The sequence below is a fragment of the Parvibaculum sp. genome (genome assembly GCF_030651915.1).
Lineage (GTDB): Bacteria > Pseudomonadota > Alphaproteobacteria > Parvibaculales > Parvibaculaceae > Parvibaculum.
This window is the reverse complement of sequence record NZ_JAUSBV010000008.1, coordinates 110,817-124,995: the sequence shown is the minus strand read 5'-3', so window position 1 is coordinate 124,995 and position 14,179 is coordinate 110,817. Positions and strand designations below refer to the sequence as shown.

22 protein-coding genes, 1 tRNA gene and 2 other RNA genes are annotated in these 14,179 nt (G+C 63.5%); 23 read left to right on the top strand and 2 right to left on the bottom strand.

The window, feature by feature from the left end; all coding sequences use genetic code 11:
• The first annotated feature begins 64 nt into the window (after positions 1-64).
• The 23 genes from Q7V31_RS12030 to Q7V31_RS11920 all read left to right on the top strand — a co-directional run bounded on the left by Q7V31_RS12030 (position 65) and on the right by Q7V31_RS11920 (position 12,799).
• On the top strand, positions 65-1,543 hold the full coding sequence (locus Q7V31_RS12030) for a phage tail fiber protein (protein WP_304734633.1): 1,479 nt from the start codon (positions 65-67) through the stop codon (positions 1,541-1,543).
• Positions 1,540-2,211, top strand: coding sequence for a hypothetical protein (locus Q7V31_RS12025; RefSeq protein ID WP_304734631.1), 672 nt, complete (start codon positions 1,540-1,542; stop codon positions 2,209-2,211). The genes Q7V31_RS12030 and Q7V31_RS12025 overlap by 4 nt, the downstream gene beginning before the upstream one ends.
• A gap of 21 nt (positions 2,212-2,232) precedes the next feature.
• Positions 2,233-2,520: a DUF6127 family protein gene (locus Q7V31_RS12020; protein WP_304734629.1), complete on the top strand. Its 288-nt coding sequence runs from the start codon at positions 2,233-2,235 to the stop codon at positions 2,518-2,520.
• 3 nt (positions 2,521-2,523) lie between these two features.
• Positions 2,524-2,802: a hypothetical protein gene (locus Q7V31_RS12015; protein WP_304734627.1), complete on the top strand. Its 279-nt coding sequence runs from the start codon at positions 2,524-2,526 to the stop codon at positions 2,800-2,802.
• Between the two features lie 121 nt (positions 2,803-2,923).
• Positions 2,924-4,687 (top strand): phage terminase large subunit, encoded by a 1,764-nt coding sequence (terL, locus tag Q7V31_RS12010; protein ID WP_304734624.1) that lies wholly within the window; start codon positions 2,924-2,926, stop codon positions 4,685-4,687.
• A gap of 12 nt (positions 4,688-4,699) precedes the next feature.
• Entirely contained in the window at positions 4,700-4,876 is a 177-nt protein-coding gene (locus Q7V31_RS12005; protein WP_304734622.1) for a hypothetical protein, read from the top strand.
• A gap of 1,572 nt (positions 4,877-6,448) precedes the next feature.
• Complete coding sequence (locus Q7V31_RS12000; protein WP_304734620.1) at positions 6,449-6,631, top strand: hypothetical protein; 183 nt, start codon at positions 6,449-6,451, stop codon at positions 6,629-6,631.
• The gene (locus tag Q7V31_RS11995; RefSeq protein WP_304734618.1) at positions 6,631-6,900 is read left to right on the top strand and encodes a hypothetical protein; all 270 of its coding nucleotides are present in this window, start codon (positions 6,631-6,633) and stop codon (positions 6,898-6,900) included. The genes Q7V31_RS12000 and Q7V31_RS11995 overlap by 1 nt, the downstream gene beginning before the upstream one ends.
• Before the next feature lie 18 nt (positions 6,901-6,918).
• An RNA gene (locus tag Q7V31_RS11990) (hammerhead ribozyme type II) lies at positions 6,919-6,987 on the top strand.
• A gap of 17 nt (positions 6,988-7,004) precedes the next feature.
• Entirely contained in the window at positions 7,005-7,487 is a 483-nt protein-coding gene (locus tag Q7V31_RS11985) for a hypothetical protein (RefSeq protein ID WP_304734615.1), read from the top strand.
• A gap of 25 nt (positions 7,488-7,512) precedes the next feature.
• Positions 7,513-7,582: hammerhead ribozyme type II (locus Q7V31_RS11980), an RNA gene on the top strand.
• 26 nt (positions 7,583-7,608) lie between these two features.
• Entirely contained in the window at positions 7,609-7,782 is a 174-nt protein-coding gene (locus Q7V31_RS11975; protein ID WP_304734612.1) for a hypothetical protein, read from the top strand.
• A 3-nt stretch (positions 7,783-7,785) separates the two neighbouring features.
• A complete protein-coding gene (locus Q7V31_RS11970) occupies positions 7,786-7,965 on the top strand; it encodes a hypothetical protein (RefSeq protein WP_304734610.1) in 180 nt (59 codons plus the stop codon).
• Positions 7,966-8,062: 97 nt separating this feature from the next.
• The gene (locus Q7V31_RS11965; protein WP_304734608.1) at positions 8,063-8,362 is read left to right on the top strand and encodes a hypothetical protein; all 300 of its coding nucleotides are present in this window, start codon (positions 8,063-8,065) and stop codon (positions 8,360-8,362) included.
• A 26-nt stretch (positions 8,363-8,388) separates the two neighbouring features.
• Positions 8,389-9,177 (top strand): hypothetical protein, encoded by a 789-nt coding sequence (locus tag Q7V31_RS11960; RefSeq protein WP_304734606.1) that lies wholly within the window; start codon positions 8,389-8,391, stop codon positions 9,175-9,177.
• 31 nt (positions 9,178-9,208) lie between these two features.
• On the top strand, positions 9,209-9,385 hold the full coding sequence (locus tag Q7V31_RS11955; RefSeq protein ID WP_304734604.1) for a hypothetical protein: 177 nt from the start codon (positions 9,209-9,211) through the stop codon (positions 9,383-9,385).
• Positions 9,385-9,687 carry a hypothetical protein gene (locus Q7V31_RS11950; protein ID WP_304734602.1) on the top strand — a complete coding sequence of 101 codons (303 nt, stop codon included), beginning with the start codon at positions 9,385-9,387 and terminating at the stop codon, positions 9,685-9,687. The genes Q7V31_RS11955 and Q7V31_RS11950 overlap by 1 nt, the downstream gene beginning before the upstream one ends.
• 25 nt (positions 9,688-9,712) lie before the next feature.
• Complete coding sequence (locus Q7V31_RS11945; RefSeq protein WP_304734600.1) at positions 9,713-9,886, top strand: hypothetical protein; 174 nt, start codon at positions 9,713-9,715, stop codon at positions 9,884-9,886.
• A 254-nt stretch (positions 9,887-10,140) separates the two neighbouring features.
• A complete protein-coding gene (locus tag Q7V31_RS11940) occupies positions 10,141-10,362 on the top strand; it encodes a hypothetical protein (protein WP_304734598.1) in 222 nt (73 codons plus the stop codon).
• Between the two features lie 514 nt (positions 10,363-10,876).
• Positions 10,877-11,203, top strand: a complete 327-nt coding sequence (locus Q7V31_RS11935) for a hypothetical protein (RefSeq protein ID WP_304734595.1) — start codon at positions 10,877-10,879, stop codon at positions 11,201-11,203.
• A gap of 1 nt (position 11,204) precedes the next feature.
• Complete coding sequence (locus Q7V31_RS11930) at positions 11,205-12,254, top strand: site-specific integrase (RefSeq protein WP_304734593.1); 1,050 nt, start codon at positions 11,205-11,207, stop codon at positions 12,252-12,254.
• Positions 12,255-12,268: 14 nt separating this feature from the next.
• Positions 12,269-12,658 carry a hypothetical protein gene (locus Q7V31_RS11925; protein WP_304734591.1) on the top strand — a complete coding sequence of 130 codons (390 nt, stop codon included), beginning with the start codon at positions 12,269-12,271 and terminating at the stop codon, positions 12,656-12,658.
• Between the two features lie 53 nt (positions 12,659-12,711).
• Positions 12,712-12,799 (top strand) — tRNA-Leu (locus Q7V31_RS11920).
• Between the two features lie 138 nt (positions 12,800-12,937).
• Here the strand turns inward: Q7V31_RS11920 and Q7V31_RS11915 are convergent.
• Together Q7V31_RS11915 and Q7V31_RS11910 are read right to left on the bottom strand one after the other, a co-directional pair.
• Positions 12,938-13,558: a LysE family transporter gene (locus tag Q7V31_RS11915; protein WP_304734589.1), complete on the bottom strand. Its 621-nt coding sequence runs from the start codon at positions 13,556-13,558 to the stop codon at positions 12,938-12,940.
• A 37-nt stretch (positions 13,559-13,595) separates the two neighbouring features.
• Complete coding sequence (locus Q7V31_RS11910; protein WP_304734587.1) at positions 13,596-13,844, bottom strand: zinc-finger domain-containing protein; 249 nt, start codon at positions 13,842-13,844, stop codon at positions 13,596-13,598.
• Positions 13,845-14,179 lie beyond the last annotated feature (335 nt).

The window sequence follows — 14,179 nt, the reverse complement described above, 5'->3', positions numbered from 1 at the left end:
CCACCTAGCAAGAAGTGACGCGGCCCCTGAGTGATCTTGGGGGCCGCTCCTTTTGGAGAACCACATGGCTCTTTCCTACATTCGCGTGCCGGGCGACGGCGTTACAACCGCCTTCGGCTTCGCGTTCGACTACCTCGCTACCGCGCACATCACCGTCAAAGTCGATGGCGTGCCGACCGCGTTTACGTGGGTGAACGCCTACCAGATCAACGTGTCGCCGGCGCCTGCTGCCGGGCTTGTTGTCGAGGTGCGCCGCACGACCCCCGGCGCGGCCTTGCTCGTCACGTTCACGGACGGCTCGGTCCTCGTGTCCTCGAACCTCAACCTTGCGAACACGCAGGCACTCTTCGTCACGCAAGAAGCGCTCGACGAGGCGCTTGACCGTCTCGGTAAGGACGCAACAGGCCACTATGACGTCGGCGGCCGACGTCTGAAGAACCTTGGCGACGCTACTTCGCCGGATGACGCCATCACCTACGGCCAGTTCTCTACCGCCGTTAACAGCACCGCCGCCGCCGCCACCGCTGCTGCCATCAGCGCGGATAGCTCCGCAGCAAGCGCGGTGTCGTCGTCCAACAGTATGGTGGCCGCCGCTGCCAGCGCCGTCGCTGCTCTCGCTTACTCGCAGGATGCGCTGGCGTATCGCAACACGGCCTCCACACACGCCACAACAGCTACGACGAAGGCGTCTGAAGCTGCTTCCAGCGCGACGACAGCCGGTTCACATAAGGACGCCGCCGCCGCGAGCGCCACGACTGCGAGCACGCACAAGGATGCTGCCGCTGCCAGCGCGACGACCGCAGGAGGGCACGCAGGTGCGGCGACTACTAAGGCATCTGAAGCTGCTGCCAGCGCGACGACCGCAGGCGCGCACGCGACAACTGCGTCCACACACAAGGACGCCGCTGCTACAAGCGCTGTTGAAGCGGCTGCAAGCGCCGTCGCCGCTGCACTGTTCGACCCGTCATCGTATTACACGAAGACTGTCACCGACACGCTACTGGCTAACAAGGCCGCGACGTCACACACACACACCATCGCGAACGTCACAGGTCTACAGACCGCGCTCGACGCGAAGGCGGCGCTGGCCTCGCCTGCGCTGACAGGAAACCCGACCGCGCCTACACAGGCAGCAGCGTCTAACAACACGCGTCTTGCAACAACTGCGTTCGTAGCGGCAGCCATCGCTCCTGTCCACACCAACGCCGCGTCACTGGGCTACCTCGGCGCTCCGCAGAACAACCAAGACGTCGCCTACACGCTTGTCGCGGCCGACGCCGGGAAGGTCATTCGACAGGGCGGCGCCACGGCGCGGGCGTGGACAATCCCCCCGAACTCTGGCGTAGCCTTCGCCATCGGGACCATCATCAACATGCGCAACGTCGGTACAGGTATCGTGACGATCACGCCCGGTGCTGGCGTCACTCTCCGTCAAGCGGGAACGTCCAACACTGGCGCGCGCACTCTCGCGCAGCATGGTGAGGTGTCTCTCCGCAAGGATGACACCGATACGTGGTACGTGTCCGGGGCGGGCCTCGCATGAGCGGTGTACTGACAGCGATGGTCGGCATCAACGCGAGCAGGGCTATCGTCACATATCAAGCCTCTTCGCTGGCGCAGGACAATACGAACCAGATCACCTACACGTTCACTGGCCGTCCCTTCGGCCCTGCCGCAGCCGACCGTGTGATAATCGCGGTGCTCTCTTGGGAGCAGAACTCAAGCGCCCGCGATTTCGTTAGCGCGACCATCGGCGGTGTCGCCGCAACTCTGCACGTCGAAAGAACTCGCGTTCAGGCTGGTTCCGCGATCATCTCCGCGCTGGTCCCGGCAGGTACGAGCGGTACTATTTCGTTCACGCTCAGTGCTACCGCCAACAGCGGCGGTGTCGCCGGGGTGTACGCTGTCACCGGACTGGTCAACGCGGCGCCGCATCACACGGCGTCGATGGGTGGCACCGGTACTGGACCTGCGTCCGTCACTCTCAACCTCCCGACAGGTGGCTTCGCCATCGCAGGTGGGATGACGTACAACAGTGACGGCGGGCCGCATGGCTGGACGTTTGCGACGAAGAACCAAGAAGGCACTGTGGCGCGACAGGTGAACTCGTCAGCCCATGCCGAAGACACCTCACTCACCACAGGACAGAGCATTGAGGCGTCGTGGGCTGCCAACCGTCCGTATTCCTTCTGCGCGCTATCGTGGGCGTGACCAACAATCAGGACAGCAAGAATGGAACATGAAACCCGCGCTGACGACAGCGTCGGGCACATCACCATCACTGTTGACGCGCTCCGCGCGTTGACAAAGGACGCCGCCCGTGAGGGCGCGAAACAAGCGATCCGCGAACTCGGTCTTGAAGACCTGACGCGGGCCGACTTCAGGGACGTTCGCGATCTCCTCAGCGGGTGGCGCGTCACCAAGAACGCCGTCTGGACAACCCTCGTCCGCATGGTCACGGCAACACTGCTGACCGCGATGATCGCCGGCATCGGCCTTCAGTTCTACAGAGGAGGCTAGGGCATGTCGAAGCTCCCGGCCGATGTCCTGAACAGGCTCCATAAGCTGCTCGCTACGGAGTTCGTGAGCATCCTCGAAGACGGTGCTGTTATCCTCGACGAGGAAACCGGGAAGGCAACGCGTGTCACGCCGGCCGCCCCGCTCCTGTCGGTCATCCGGCAGTTCCTCAAGGACAACGGCGTCGTGTCGGTCGATCCCACAAAGGATGATGACCTGAGGCGAGCCACCACCGCCCTCCCGTCCTTCGATGACGACGACATCAGCGACATGACGGCCAACTAGGCCGATCTCCACCACAAGACGCCTGCGCGCCCCGCCAGTGCCGTTCTCTTCCGCACAGGTGCAATCACCCGTGAGTTTGAGAGGCCACTCAGCGGGGCGTACAGGCCGTCCTAGGAGGACTATGACCGACCACCTGATGTCCACCACGGCACTTTCGCCGGTGGACCCCCTCAAGGCCGACTTCAGGGTGTTCCTCTACCGCGTTTGGGAACACCTCAACCTTCCACGGCCGACAGACGTACAATACGACATCGCGCGCTACCTTCAGCACGGTCCCAAGCGCTGCATCATCGAAGCCTTCCGGGGCGTCGGTAAGTCGTGGGTGACGTCGGCCTTCGTCTGCTGGCTGCTCTATTGCAACCCGCAACTGAACATCCTCGTCGTGTCGGCCTCCAAGCTCCGCGCCGACGACTTCACCACGTTCACCCTCCGGCTCATCAACGACATGCCGGAACTGCGCCACCTGATGCCCGGCTCCGGCCAGCGCAACTCCAAGGTAGCCTTCGACGTCGGCCCTGCCCGCGCCTCGCACGCCCCGTCCGTCAAGTCGGTCGGCATCACCGGCCAGCTTGCAGGCTCGCGCGCTGACGTCATCATCGCCGACGACATCGAAATCCCGAACAACTCGGCCACAGAGGGCATGCGAACGAAGCTCTCCGAGGCCGTGAAGGAGTTCGACGCCATCCTGAAGCCGGACGGCCGTATCATCTACCTCGGCACGCCGCAGACAGAGATGAGCCTCTACAACAAGCTGCCGCAGCGTGGCTACTCCATGCGCGTGTGGCCGGCCCGCTACCCGACAGCCGAACGCGTCGCCAAGTACGGCGGGCGCCTCGCCCCGCGCGTCCTGTCGCTGCTCTCTGGCAACCCCATGCTGGTGGAGCACTCAGTCGATCCCGCCCGGTTCTCCGACGTGGACCTGATGGAGCGTGAGGCCAGCTACGGCCGTTCAGGCTTCGCCCTACAGTTCATGCTCGACACCAGCCTGTCTGACGCCGACCGCTTCCCGCTCAAGGTCGCTGACCTGCTCGTCATGGACGTGGACGGTGACGTGGCGCCTGAGAAGGTTGTGTGGGGCCGCGACGGCAACAGGAACCTTCTCTCGGACCTGTACAACGTGTCCTTCGACGGTGACTATTTCTGGTCCCCGATGGGCTACTCCGGCGAGCGCCGCCCCTACACAGGCAGCGTCCTCGTGGTCGATCCCTCCGGCCGAGGCACCGACGAAACCGGCGTCTGCGTTGCCAAGGTGCTGAACTCTCAAATCTTCATCCCGCACCTGTCCGGCCTCCGAGGTGGCTACACCGACGAGAACCTTCAGGCGATCGCCGATCTCGCCAAGCTCCACAAGGTCAACGTCGTGTTGATCGAGAGCAACTTCGGCGACGGCATGTTCGGCCGCTTGCTTCAGCCCTTCCTCACCCGCACCTACCCGGTGACGATCGAGGAGGTGCGCCACTCGAAGCAAAAGGAACTGCGCATCATCGACACGCTAGAGCCTGTGATGAACCAGCACAGGCTGGTCATCGACCGCTCCGTGATCGAGGAGGACAGCCGCTCCGTCAAAGACCTGCCCGCCGAGGAGGCGTTGACCTACCAACTCATCTACCAGATGACGCGCATCACCCGCGACCGGGGCGCGCTCCGGCACGATGACAGGCTCGACGTCCTCGCGATGGCTGTCGCCTACTGGTCAGAGGCTATGGGCCGCGAGCAGGACGAGGGGATCGCCGACGAACGCTTTGAAGCTCTCAAGCGCAACGTCGAGCAGACCCTCACCAACACCCTGAAGGGCTGGACCACTCTTGCCCTTCAGTCCCACAACGACGCCCCCGCTCCCGGCCACGGCCATCAGGACGGCGGCACCATCTTCAACGACTGGTAAAGGACCACAACAATGGCTATCGCCGATCTCGCCACCGTCACCGCCAAGAAGGGCGCCTCGACCGCGTCCCTGTCGATCGTCCTTCAGGGCGACGGCGCTGTCCGCTTCACCGACGTGAAGGGCAACGTCACGCGCCTCCGCAGCCCGGAAGCCGTCAACCTCTTCACGGCCCTGAACGCGCTCGTCTAGGGCCGGGCAGGGTGCAGCCGGCATTTAGGTTGCACTATTGGTACAATTCCTCCGAAGGTTCACATAGCGATGTAGTGAGGGTGTCCCCTTAAGGGTCATCTAAGGTGCAGGCTATGTGAGCCTAGGAGGCTGCCTCAGTTATTGAGGATGCCCTGAGGGTGAGCCACGTCTGCTCACACCTGACCACCGTAGATAGAGGTGGACTGAGAAGCATGACAGCGTCCCGCGCACCGCGCCCCTGTGCGTCGGCCACCCGGATGGCCCGCTGTCACCGCCTCTCAGTCCTCCTGTGTCTATGCCCCGCTAAGGGCACCTGAGGCTCCGCTACAGGCGGCCCTCTAGGAAGCCCGTCAGTGCCCGTCAGTTTCACGGGTGCATGGGTAGCGGCCCACACGCTCACGCCCGCCACGGGCCTACTAGGCGCGACCTGAGAGGGGATTTAACGGGTGGTGGAGGGTTCCCTTCCTCGACACCGCTTGACCAGCCTCTTTCAGGTCGCTTGCCCGCTCCCTCAGTCGGGCTGTGCTGACGCACAGACCCTTCCTCGGGAGCAACCCATAGTTACTGCCTCAATTCTCTACAGAGATTTGTTGACATTGCCGGCGAAAGTCTGACGGAAAAATCCGTTGGGGTATAACGAGTACGGCTGGATCGCGTTTCCCCCCATAGGGGTGGCCGGGTCGCGCGTGCGCGGAAAGATGCCCACGGGGGCGCAAGCAATGCCTCTCCGGCCCCGCCCGCAACACGCGCCGCAACAACGCGCCGGAAAGCCGCGCTATGCCTCGCATTGCAGTGGATTATAAATCCCTTGCGGTTCACCAGCCGGGCCACGCGCCTCACATGTCCCGGCCGCGCCGCGCATCTGTCCACGTCCAACGCCGCGCCCGTCCTTGTCTCATACCGTGTACCTGCAATTACTTCGCATACGGATCAACCTAACGCCCCGCTAAATGCACCATCACGCGCCCGCCGCGCGCCCGTTCAATCCACCTATGACGCACCAGCGCCGCACCTGAAGCCGCGCACCTATGACGCACCAGCGATGCACCTATGACGCACCAGACGCGCCGCGCCGGGCGCCCGATCAATGCACCTAGCGCGCATCTATCGTTTTTCCTTTCGGGCATTTAGCGGCGCGTTGCCTGCAATTTTCGCCGCGCCTGAAATTAATTCGCCTGTTGCCGATAAATCCGTTTGACAAGAAAATCACCCGTGACTATAAACGGACCTATCGGAACCGCTTCAGCGTTTTCCGGCGCCCCGCAAAGAGTGACGGGCAAGTGAGCCAACATAGCCAGATATGGGCACGGGCAAATCACACTCTGGCGAATGTTGCGCGCCTCTATGGCATGACTAGCGCGCGACATCCTAACACGCAAAAGGCGGTTGGGACGGCACCTAGGGCGCAATGGCGCAATGGTACGGCCGATAAGTCTCAAGGTTGACGCTGCGCACCTATGCGCTTGTGGATAACTGGAACCGGCGAACCCGGTAGAATGTCCGGGCGCCGCTACGCGTCCGCTGATGACGGCGCCAGCAGTGCCGAAACATTCACACAAAGAGGCAGGCCCTATGAAGTACAAGCTTCATATTGCGACACAGTTTGACAGTGCGGCGGCGGCGGCAAAGGTGCTGGCATCGTACATCGAAAGCGGGCGCGCAACGTCTGGCTATATCGCCGAGAGTACAGACGCACTCGGCGGTTATACGGTTCACGTTCAAAAGGGCGCGATTTCTTTCGCTGTGTGCCTGTGATGACGTTGGCACAGGCTAAGGCAACGGTTCGCGCACTGGGCTTGCGCCTTCACTGGAACGTCGCACTAGGCGAGTATGAAGTTTATTTGCCGGGACAGCGTGGCCACGCCTATTTCACTAATGATCGTGCGGACGCGGTAGGCACGGCGCAACAGTGGCGCGCGTTGATTGAAAAGCGCTATCCGAACCTGTCACCCGATGAGGCGGCGGCGGCCGTTGTGCGTAATGCGGCCGGAGCGCCGTCAACGCGCCTGTCTTTTCTTGCCTGAAACAATGCACCTGTGACTAGGCGAAACGGCGCGCATTAGCGCCGTCGTGTCGGGGCGGTTCCCGGCGCCTGATGATGCCAGCCAACAAACCGGAGAATGACCCAATGAAGGCCTTTAATCGCATGCTCAACGTCGCCACGATGCACATAGCCTCGCGCCTGTTCCCATGCGGCTTTGACGTGACGGCCGATTTATTAGAAGCGCCGGACACGCTCGCGCGCCTCAACGCACATATTGCCGAGACGGGGCGCATGCTCGTTTGGTCCGGCGCCTCGCGCGCCACCATTTTCGGTGACGAACAAGTTAACTGGGCGTTTCGCGCTTGGCATGACTTTCACCATTGGAAGGGCCAACACGATTTCACGCTTCGCGGCGAACTCGCAACGGCGCAAGCGCAACAGGCGGACTTGGCGGCCGTGTACGGCGCCGGGCCGCACACTGAAGCGATGCAGGCGCTTGTCGCCGCAGAGGTGCATGGGCAAACGCTTTACGCGCATTACCATGACGGAAATCCGCCGACAAATCAGCGGGCGTTTACGCTTCACTACATGGTCAATCCGCTTGCGGCCGTTGTGTCTGATTTCTGACGGCCGCATCTAGTCACCAGTGCAAAGGCGAAACGGCGCGCACCTTGCGCCGTCGCGGCGGGCGAGTGCCTGTCGCCTGATGATGCCAGCTAGCACACTCAACAAATCGGAGAATGACCCAATGGCAAAAGCTTCAATGTCGCGCGCGCATTTCGTGCTGATTGCGCGGACCATCGCCGCGCTTCCCGACAACGCCCGCAGCGAAGCGGCGGAAGCCTTCGCGGACGCGCTCGCGTCCACTAACCCCGAGTTTAAGCGCGAGCGGTTTCTCACGGCTTGTGACGCGAAGGCGTAAGCAATGACCGTTGAAAAACTTTTTCCGTCGGGTGACTGGCTTGTGTCTGACATCGTCGCGGGCCAGTACGAAAAGCAACGCTATAGCGGATACACCAAGCGCGAGGCTGTCGCCGCCTTCCGCGACTACGTGCGGGAACAACGCGCCAAGATCATTCGCGAAGTGCGCCCGCGCGCCGAGTGACAATGCCGAAACGCTGCGCACCTAGCGCTGCGTCGTGACGCGGCTGGCTACCGCGCGCCTGATGATGGCAAGCCAATTCAAAAACGGAGCACCTGCAATGTCACACTTTCTGAGCGTTGACGAACTTTGGGCTGTCCTAGACGAACTCGGCGAGCACATCGCGGCTGACGCGCTGGTGCGCGCGGCTGACAAGGCCGCTGCACGCGTTAGCAAGCGCACTGGCGCGGCTATCTCCCAACGTGCGACGGCAGAGGACGGCCGGATCATGGTCGGCTTCGCGCCGCGTGACGGTACGAACGACCCGTGCCCGGAGGTTATGCGCGAGTACGATAGCGGTAGCGAGTGGGCCGAGGCGACGGCGGCTGGCGTCTCGATCCCTGAGTATCTGAAGGACTAGGCGCCCCGCGCCAGAAAGGAACCACAATGGAAACCGACAAGGTACTTGTGTGCCTGCCGTTTCCCGGCTTTTACGAAAGTGCATACTCGGAAGCGCTCGACGCTGAAGAGGAACAGCACATTGAAAACGCTGTGGAGACTGACGCTTGGGAACTTCCCGACGAATTGCGGCTTGACGCTGATGTGTTCATCACGGCGATTTGCAACGCCCGCCACGCCATTTCAAGCGGCTACGAGATCATCGCTGAAGACTACGTCGCGGCTTTCACGCACTTCGCCGACGATCATTGCGGCGTCGCGCTCCCTCTCGCTTTCGAGAGCATGACAAGCCCGCGCTTCTATAACTTCGAGACTGACCGGCTTTTCGCGCACGCTTCCCGCTGGTCCGTCTCCGAGATGTTTGCGCGGTCGGCTTGGAACGGGCACGCCCTGCTCGCCGAGCTAATCGCGGACACGTTCACGAGCTATGACGGGTTCATTTCCGGCTACCCGAACGCGCTCGCGACGTGGCTTGAGAAGCCGCTCGATGACTGGGACCATAACGAGGTTGCCGTGCTCATTGTCGCGGCTCTCGCCGCCACGGCTGGCGACAAGCTCCCGGCCTTTCAACGCACGTTGCGTGACGGCCTGTATGACTACGTCACTGACGGCAACACAATCAGTACCGCCTTCGAGGCGACGATCGACTGGCCGCACTATGACGCGGCGATTGAAGCTGCGCGCGCTGCCCGCGTTGCCGCACTGTCCGTCGATGATCCTGACTACGTCGCGCCCGCGCCCCGCTGCCCGGACACCGGCGATCTTTTTGCGTCTTGAACCCATCACCCGTGAGAAGGAGAACCGCACCATGAAACTGAGCCACCGCGAACTGTCCACAATCCTTGCCGCGCTGCGCAAGTGGCAGCAGGACGTACCGCAAGACGCGCGCGATGAGTGCCCGATTGCCACCGATGACGGCACCTGCACCGCTCTCGATGACGATGACATCGACGAACTGTGCATGAACATCAACGGCGCCGAGTGATGGCGAACGCTGACAACGGCCTCACCACGTTCAACGCGGTCATGCGCTCGCGTGCGTTTCGTGCGGGCTACGCGGACAGGAAGGCCGGCTTGCCGCCTGACAGGAAGTGGGCGGACGCCGCAGCAGGCGATGCACAAAATTACGAGGACGGGCGGGCGCTGGCGATTGTCTGCGACCTGCCTGTTGACGCGTTCAAGCCTGTGCGGGGCCGTGTGTCTCGCGCAGCACTTGACGCAATGCGGAAGGAACTCACGACCGACGCCGACGCCGCTGCACGCCGCGCCCGCGCCATCCTCTATTGACCCTCAACACACCGGAGAACACACCATGACGTACCACGAACGCCGCCGTCACCCTGCCTATGACACCGCCCGCACGCGCGCCTATGAGGCGCGGCTGGCCGAACTGGCTGCCATCATCGCCGAGACGCACCGCGACTTCGAGGCTGGCCGCCGCGTGCTCCCGACGCTGACAGGGAAGGGCGCTCGCCATGCTGCGTAGCACCCTCACACAGGCGAGCGCACCAGTGTCCCGCGAGGGGCGCCCGGCCCGGCTCTACTCGCTCACGTCGATGTCTCGGGACGCGGTCGAGCGGGCGCGTAACGATCTTGTCGCTGCCTATCCTCCGCGCTGGTACGGCACCGCCTTCACGCCTTTGAAGCGCAGGCGCGGCGGCTTGTTCCAGACAACAGGCGGACGCTGGACCGACACGCGCACTGACTGCCCGCCGTTCGCCCTTGATACAGGAGGCTACGATGTCCGCCGCGTATAAGAGCGAGATCACCGCACTGCGTGACGCGCGCGACCTGAGCGCGTCCCTGCACGCCTGTGTGGCCGTCGTCGGTCAGTACCCGCTCGGCTGCGCCGTCGAACTGTTGGACGATGTCCCTGCCACCGCGCGCGCGAACATTGTCATTCTTTACCGGGACGGGCGCAGTGTCCTCTCCCCTGAATTTGAGGTGTGCTGTGGCCTATGAACAAGCCCTTGCCCTTGTCGGGATGTTGCCGACGTGGGAGCTACGTGAGATCGACCACGGCCCGCTGCACCTCGCGGCTAAGACCGTCCTGAAGTACCGTACACGGAGGAACCGGGCATGACCTATGATGACTGGGCGTTCCACTACTTCCATGCCGTGCGCGTCGCGGTCTGGAAGGCGTGCAGTGCCGGCTTGTGGTGCCCTCCCGGAGCACTCACACCACCGTCGCTCACCGTCTCGTAATGGCACGCATTATGCGCTTGCACCGATGTACTCACCCGCGTATTAAGCGCTGCCCCCCCAAGGCAACAGAACCCGGAAAGCATCAACAAAATGAGGCCACTATACCTCCCACTGGACGTTCACGTTCACTTATACCGTTGCAGGGGTGAGAACCCTCTCCTATCCTACGAGCGGACCAGCCCGTTTGACTACGTCATCGGGGCGGGACGGCTTGAGGCCATCGTCTCCATAACTACACGCGCAGCGGCGCGTTGGCGGAAGGAAAAGAAAGATGAAACACGCGGCACGCATCGCGAAAGTTCTTGAGGAGTTTCAGAAGCTCGACCCCACCATCTCGCTCACAACGGTCCACCTGTTCATGGTGGTCGTCGCCTTTCCCGGCCGGACGGTGCGCTACTATTGCGACTACACGGGACAGTCACAGGCTGCCGTGAGCCGCAACATGCGGGCGCTCGCTGACCGCCACCGCCTCGGCCGGGACGGTCTTGGGCTTCTTTCGGCCGAGCCTGACCCGAGTGAGGTGAGGCGCGTCCTGCTCCACCTCACGGCGCGCGGTAAGCGCCTTGCTCAGACGCTCGAAAAGATCATGGGAGAATGACATGGCGAAAAAGATCACGCTTCCACGCGGCGTGCGTGTTCGCGGTGACAAGTTCTTTGTCGATGTCACCGTCAACGGCCACCGCCGCACCGCGACGTGCGATACGATAGCCGCAGCGGTCACTGCGCAGGCTGCACTGCGCGCTGACATCATCGCCGAGGGCGCGCAGGACGTGCAGCAGACATGGACGCTCGGCCACGCGTTCAGCGTCACCAAGGCGACGGACTGGCGGGGGAGCAGATCGTTCCGCTCGCACAGTATCAACGCCGCACAGGTCGAGGCACACTTCGGCGCCGGCTTGCGCCTGTCTGCCATCAACACCACCGCGCTTGACGCTTTCGTCGCGGCTTGCATCGCTAAGGGCAACTCAGACGGCACCATCAACCGCAAGCTCGCGTCACTGAGCAAGGCGCTGTCAGTCGCGGTCGAGCGTGGCGGCCTGTCGTCCAAGCCGCGCTTCCCGCGTCGCAAGGAACGCACCGGCCGCATCCGATGGCTCACCGACACCGAGGAGGCCGCCATGCAGGCGCGCTTGCGGTTCATCGGCCAGCACCTCCTCGCCGAGGCGTTCGCAGTGCTCGCCGACACCGGCCTCCGCGTTTCCGAACTGCTCGCTATGGTTCCGAGAGACGTTGGCCTGAGCGCTGACGGCAAGGCTGCCCTGAGCGTGACCGTGTGGGTGAACAAGGCGGACCTGCCGCGCACCGTACCGCTCACCGCCCGTGCCGCCAAGATCATCGCAGGGCGGCTGGCTGCCACAGGTGACGGCGGCGCCCTCTGGCCTGTGAAGTACACCGAGATGCGCCACGCATGGGACACCGCACGCGCTCACCTCGGCCATGCTGACGACGATCAGTTCGTCATTCACGCGCTCAGGCACACGTTTGCCTCGCGCCTCGTACAGCGCAGCGTCCCGATCCGCGTGGTCCAACAACTGATGGGTCACAAGACGATCACGCAGACGATGCGCTACGCCCACCTTGCGCCGCAGAACCTCGCTGAAGCGGTCGCCCTTCTGGACACACCCGCGCCGGCCACCGCCCGCGCTTAACGGAGACGAACACCATGACGAAGACGACCAAGAGCAAGCGTCCCGGCCACCGTGTGTGGATCGAACTCGACAAGATCACCAGCCCGGAGCAGGCCGAGGAAGCCTGCGCACTGGTGAACCGGATGCTCGACCGGCTCTGCGAGCTTGACGACGGTCCCGACGAGGGCCAGCCGAACCGCCAGCGCTTCTGGTATCACTCGGAGAAGAACTGCTACTGCTACGGTGGCGTCGGCGGTTACACCGAGCAGACCGACAGGGGCGCGTGGTTCAATCTCGACTACCTCGGCCGGGAACTGTCCCTAGAGGAACACGTCGCCGCTGGCGCACATCACATGCGCCTTGCAGACGCGGGCGAAGCCGCCATCAACGCGCTGCTCGCGCGGCGCCAGCGCCGGCGAAAGTGAAGCTTGTTGCGGCGCCTGTTGCTGATATGTTGCCGATCGGCAGCACCGGGCAGGCGGGCGTGGTGAAACTGGCAAACACGAGGGACTTAAAATTCCTTGCCGATCAACGGCTTGCGGGTTCGACCCCCGCCGCCCGCACCACTGCCGAACAGACTTAAAATCTGCTTCTCGAAAGGGAGTGCGGGTTCGAGTCCCGCAGGGGCCACCAGCCTCCGCTCTGCGAGCTTCGGCTCGGCGGGCCAGCCTTCGCGGGCCTGAAATCTCAATCGACAGAAGAGTTTACGCCGTCAGCACCAGCCAGGCGGCGACGGCGAGAAGGGCCAGCGCGGCGGCGAGGTTGAGGGCGCGGCCGGCCGCTGCGCCGACGATGCCGCCGGTGCGCGCGGCAACGAAGGCCCAGGCGAGTTTGACGCCGCCGACCGCGACAATGGCGATCAGGACGATGGCGACGGCGTCGGCCGCGGTCAGCGTGGCAAGGTCGAGAAAGGCCGGAAAGAAGCCGAGATAGAAGAGAATTGCCTTTTGATCGCCGAGGGTTAGCAGGAAGCCCGCCATGAAGCTCGAACGCCGCGACGGGGCCGCCGGGGTGGCGGCGGCGGGCGGGCGGGCAGCGCGGGCAAGGCCGATGGCGAGCCAGAGGAGCCAGAGGGCGGCGGCATAGCGCAGCCAGTGGAAGGCCGGCCCGAGCGCGTCGGCGGCCAGCGCCAGACCGAAAAGAGCCAGCAATATCAATAGGATATCGGCCACGACGATGCCGGCGGCGGCAAGCGCGCCATGCGCCAGGCCGCCTGTGGCCGCCCGCGCCGAAACGATCAGTACACTGACGGAGGGGACGGCAGCCAGGAGCGCCATGGCGCCGAAAAGCGCGGCGGCGCCGGCAAGGGTGAGGCCCGGTTCCATGACCCGGTCAGGCGGCGGCTGTCATGCGCAAGTGCTTTCAGGCACTCAGCTTTTCGTGCCAGAGCGCCGAGGCCGGCCGGCTCTCGCCGGGCTTCAGGCCGGCATCGAAGCGGTAAAGCGTCGAGCAATAGGGGCAGACGATTTCCGCTTCGGATCCCATGTCGAGATAGATATGCGGATGGTCGAAGGGCGGGTTGGCGCCGATGCAGGTGAACTCCTTGACGCCGATGGCGATTTCGCGCGCGCCGGCCTGGTTGGAAAATTTCGGAACTGCGCCGCCCGCCATTGCCTCTGCTCCATTTTTCGAGGAATCCGGCGCCGAAACTAGAGCGGTTGGCGCCTTCCGGCAAGGGCCGCGCGATAAATCCGTGTACGGATGATCTGGCCGCAAAAGGGCGGCCGCGGCGGCTGCCGCTGTGGCAGGCGCTGTCGCGGCTGCCGAAATGCCGCTCAAGCGATTGATCCAAAACGGTTTTCCGGCTGAAAGGGCAGCAGCGATGGCGGCGCCGACCCCCCCCTCTGTCACGGAACTGTCATAAAACTGTCACAAACGGGGTTCGGGGGCGCTCCGGACCCTTTTCACGGCGGCAGATTGTTGTTCGCCGCATTTCACCGGGGCCG

Coding starts and splice junctions, on each gene's coding strand:
- Q7V31_RS12030 (WP_304734633.1), top strand. CDS start 65: ATGGCTCTTTCCTACATTCGCGTGCCGGGCGACGGCGTTACAACCGCC.
- Q7V31_RS12025 (WP_304734631.1), top strand. CDS start 1,540: ATGAGCGGTGTACTGACAGCGATGGTCGGCATCAACGCGAGCAGGGCT.
- Q7V31_RS12020 (WP_304734629.1), top strand. CDS start 2,233: ATGGAACATGAAACCCGCGCTGACGACAGCGTCGGGCACATCACCATC.
- Q7V31_RS12015 (WP_304734627.1), top strand. CDS start 2,524: ATGTCGAAGCTCCCGGCCGATGTCCTGAACAGGCTCCATAAGCTGCTC.
- terL (WP_304734624.1), top strand. CDS start 2,924: ATGACCGACCACCTGATGTCCACCACGGCACTTTCGCCGGTGGACCCC.
- Q7V31_RS12005 (WP_304734622.1), top strand. CDS start 4,700: ATGGCTATCGCCGATCTCGCCACCGTCACCGCCAAGAAGGGCGCCTCG.
- Q7V31_RS12000 (WP_304734620.1), top strand. CDS start 6,449: ATGAAGTACAAGCTTCATATTGCGACACAGTTTGACAGTGCGGCGGCG.
- Q7V31_RS11995 (WP_304734618.1), top strand. CDS start 6,631: ATGACGTTGGCACAGGCTAAGGCAACGGTTCGCGCACTGGGCTTGCGC.
- Q7V31_RS11985 (WP_304734615.1), top strand. CDS start 7,005: ATGAAGGCCTTTAATCGCATGCTCAACGTCGCCACGATGCACATAGCC.
- Q7V31_RS11975 (WP_304734612.1), top strand. CDS start 7,609: ATGGCAAAAGCTTCAATGTCGCGCGCGCATTTCGTGCTGATTGCGCGG.
- Q7V31_RS11970 (WP_304734610.1), top strand. CDS start 7,786: ATGACCGTTGAAAAACTTTTTCCGTCGGGTGACTGGCTTGTGTCTGAC.
- Q7V31_RS11965 (WP_304734608.1), top strand. CDS start 8,063: ATGTCACACTTTCTGAGCGTTGACGAACTTTGGGCTGTCCTAGACGAA.
- Q7V31_RS11960 (WP_304734606.1), top strand. CDS start 8,389: ATGGAAACCGACAAGGTACTTGTGTGCCTGCCGTTTCCCGGCTTTTAC.
- Q7V31_RS11955 (WP_304734604.1), top strand. CDS start 9,209: ATGAAACTGAGCCACCGCGAACTGTCCACAATCCTTGCCGCGCTGCGC.
- Q7V31_RS11950 (WP_304734602.1), top strand. CDS start 9,385: ATGGCGAACGCTGACAACGGCCTCACCACGTTCAACGCGGTCATGCGC.
- Q7V31_RS11945 (WP_304734600.1), top strand. CDS start 9,713: ATGACGTACCACGAACGCCGCCGTCACCCTGCCTATGACACCGCCCGC.
- Q7V31_RS11940 (WP_304734598.1), top strand. CDS start 10,141: ATGTCCGCCGCGTATAAGAGCGAGATCACCGCACTGCGTGACGCGCGC.
- Q7V31_RS11935 (WP_304734595.1), top strand. CDS start 10,877: ATGAAACACGCGGCACGCATCGCGAAAGTTCTTGAGGAGTTTCAGAAG.
- Q7V31_RS11930 (WP_304734593.1), top strand. CDS start 11,205: ATGGCGAAAAAGATCACGCTTCCACGCGGCGTGCGTGTTCGCGGTGAC.
- Q7V31_RS11925 (WP_304734591.1), top strand. CDS start 12,269: ATGACGAAGACGACCAAGAGCAAGCGTCCCGGCCACCGTGTGTGGATC.
- Q7V31_RS11915 (WP_304734589.1), bottom strand. CDS start 13,558: ATGGAACCGGGCCTCACCCTTGCCGGCGCCGCCGCGCTTTTCGGCGCC.
- Q7V31_RS11910 (WP_304734587.1), bottom strand. CDS start 13,844: ATGGCGGGCGGCGCAGTTCCGAAATTTTCCAACCAGGCCGGCGCGCGC.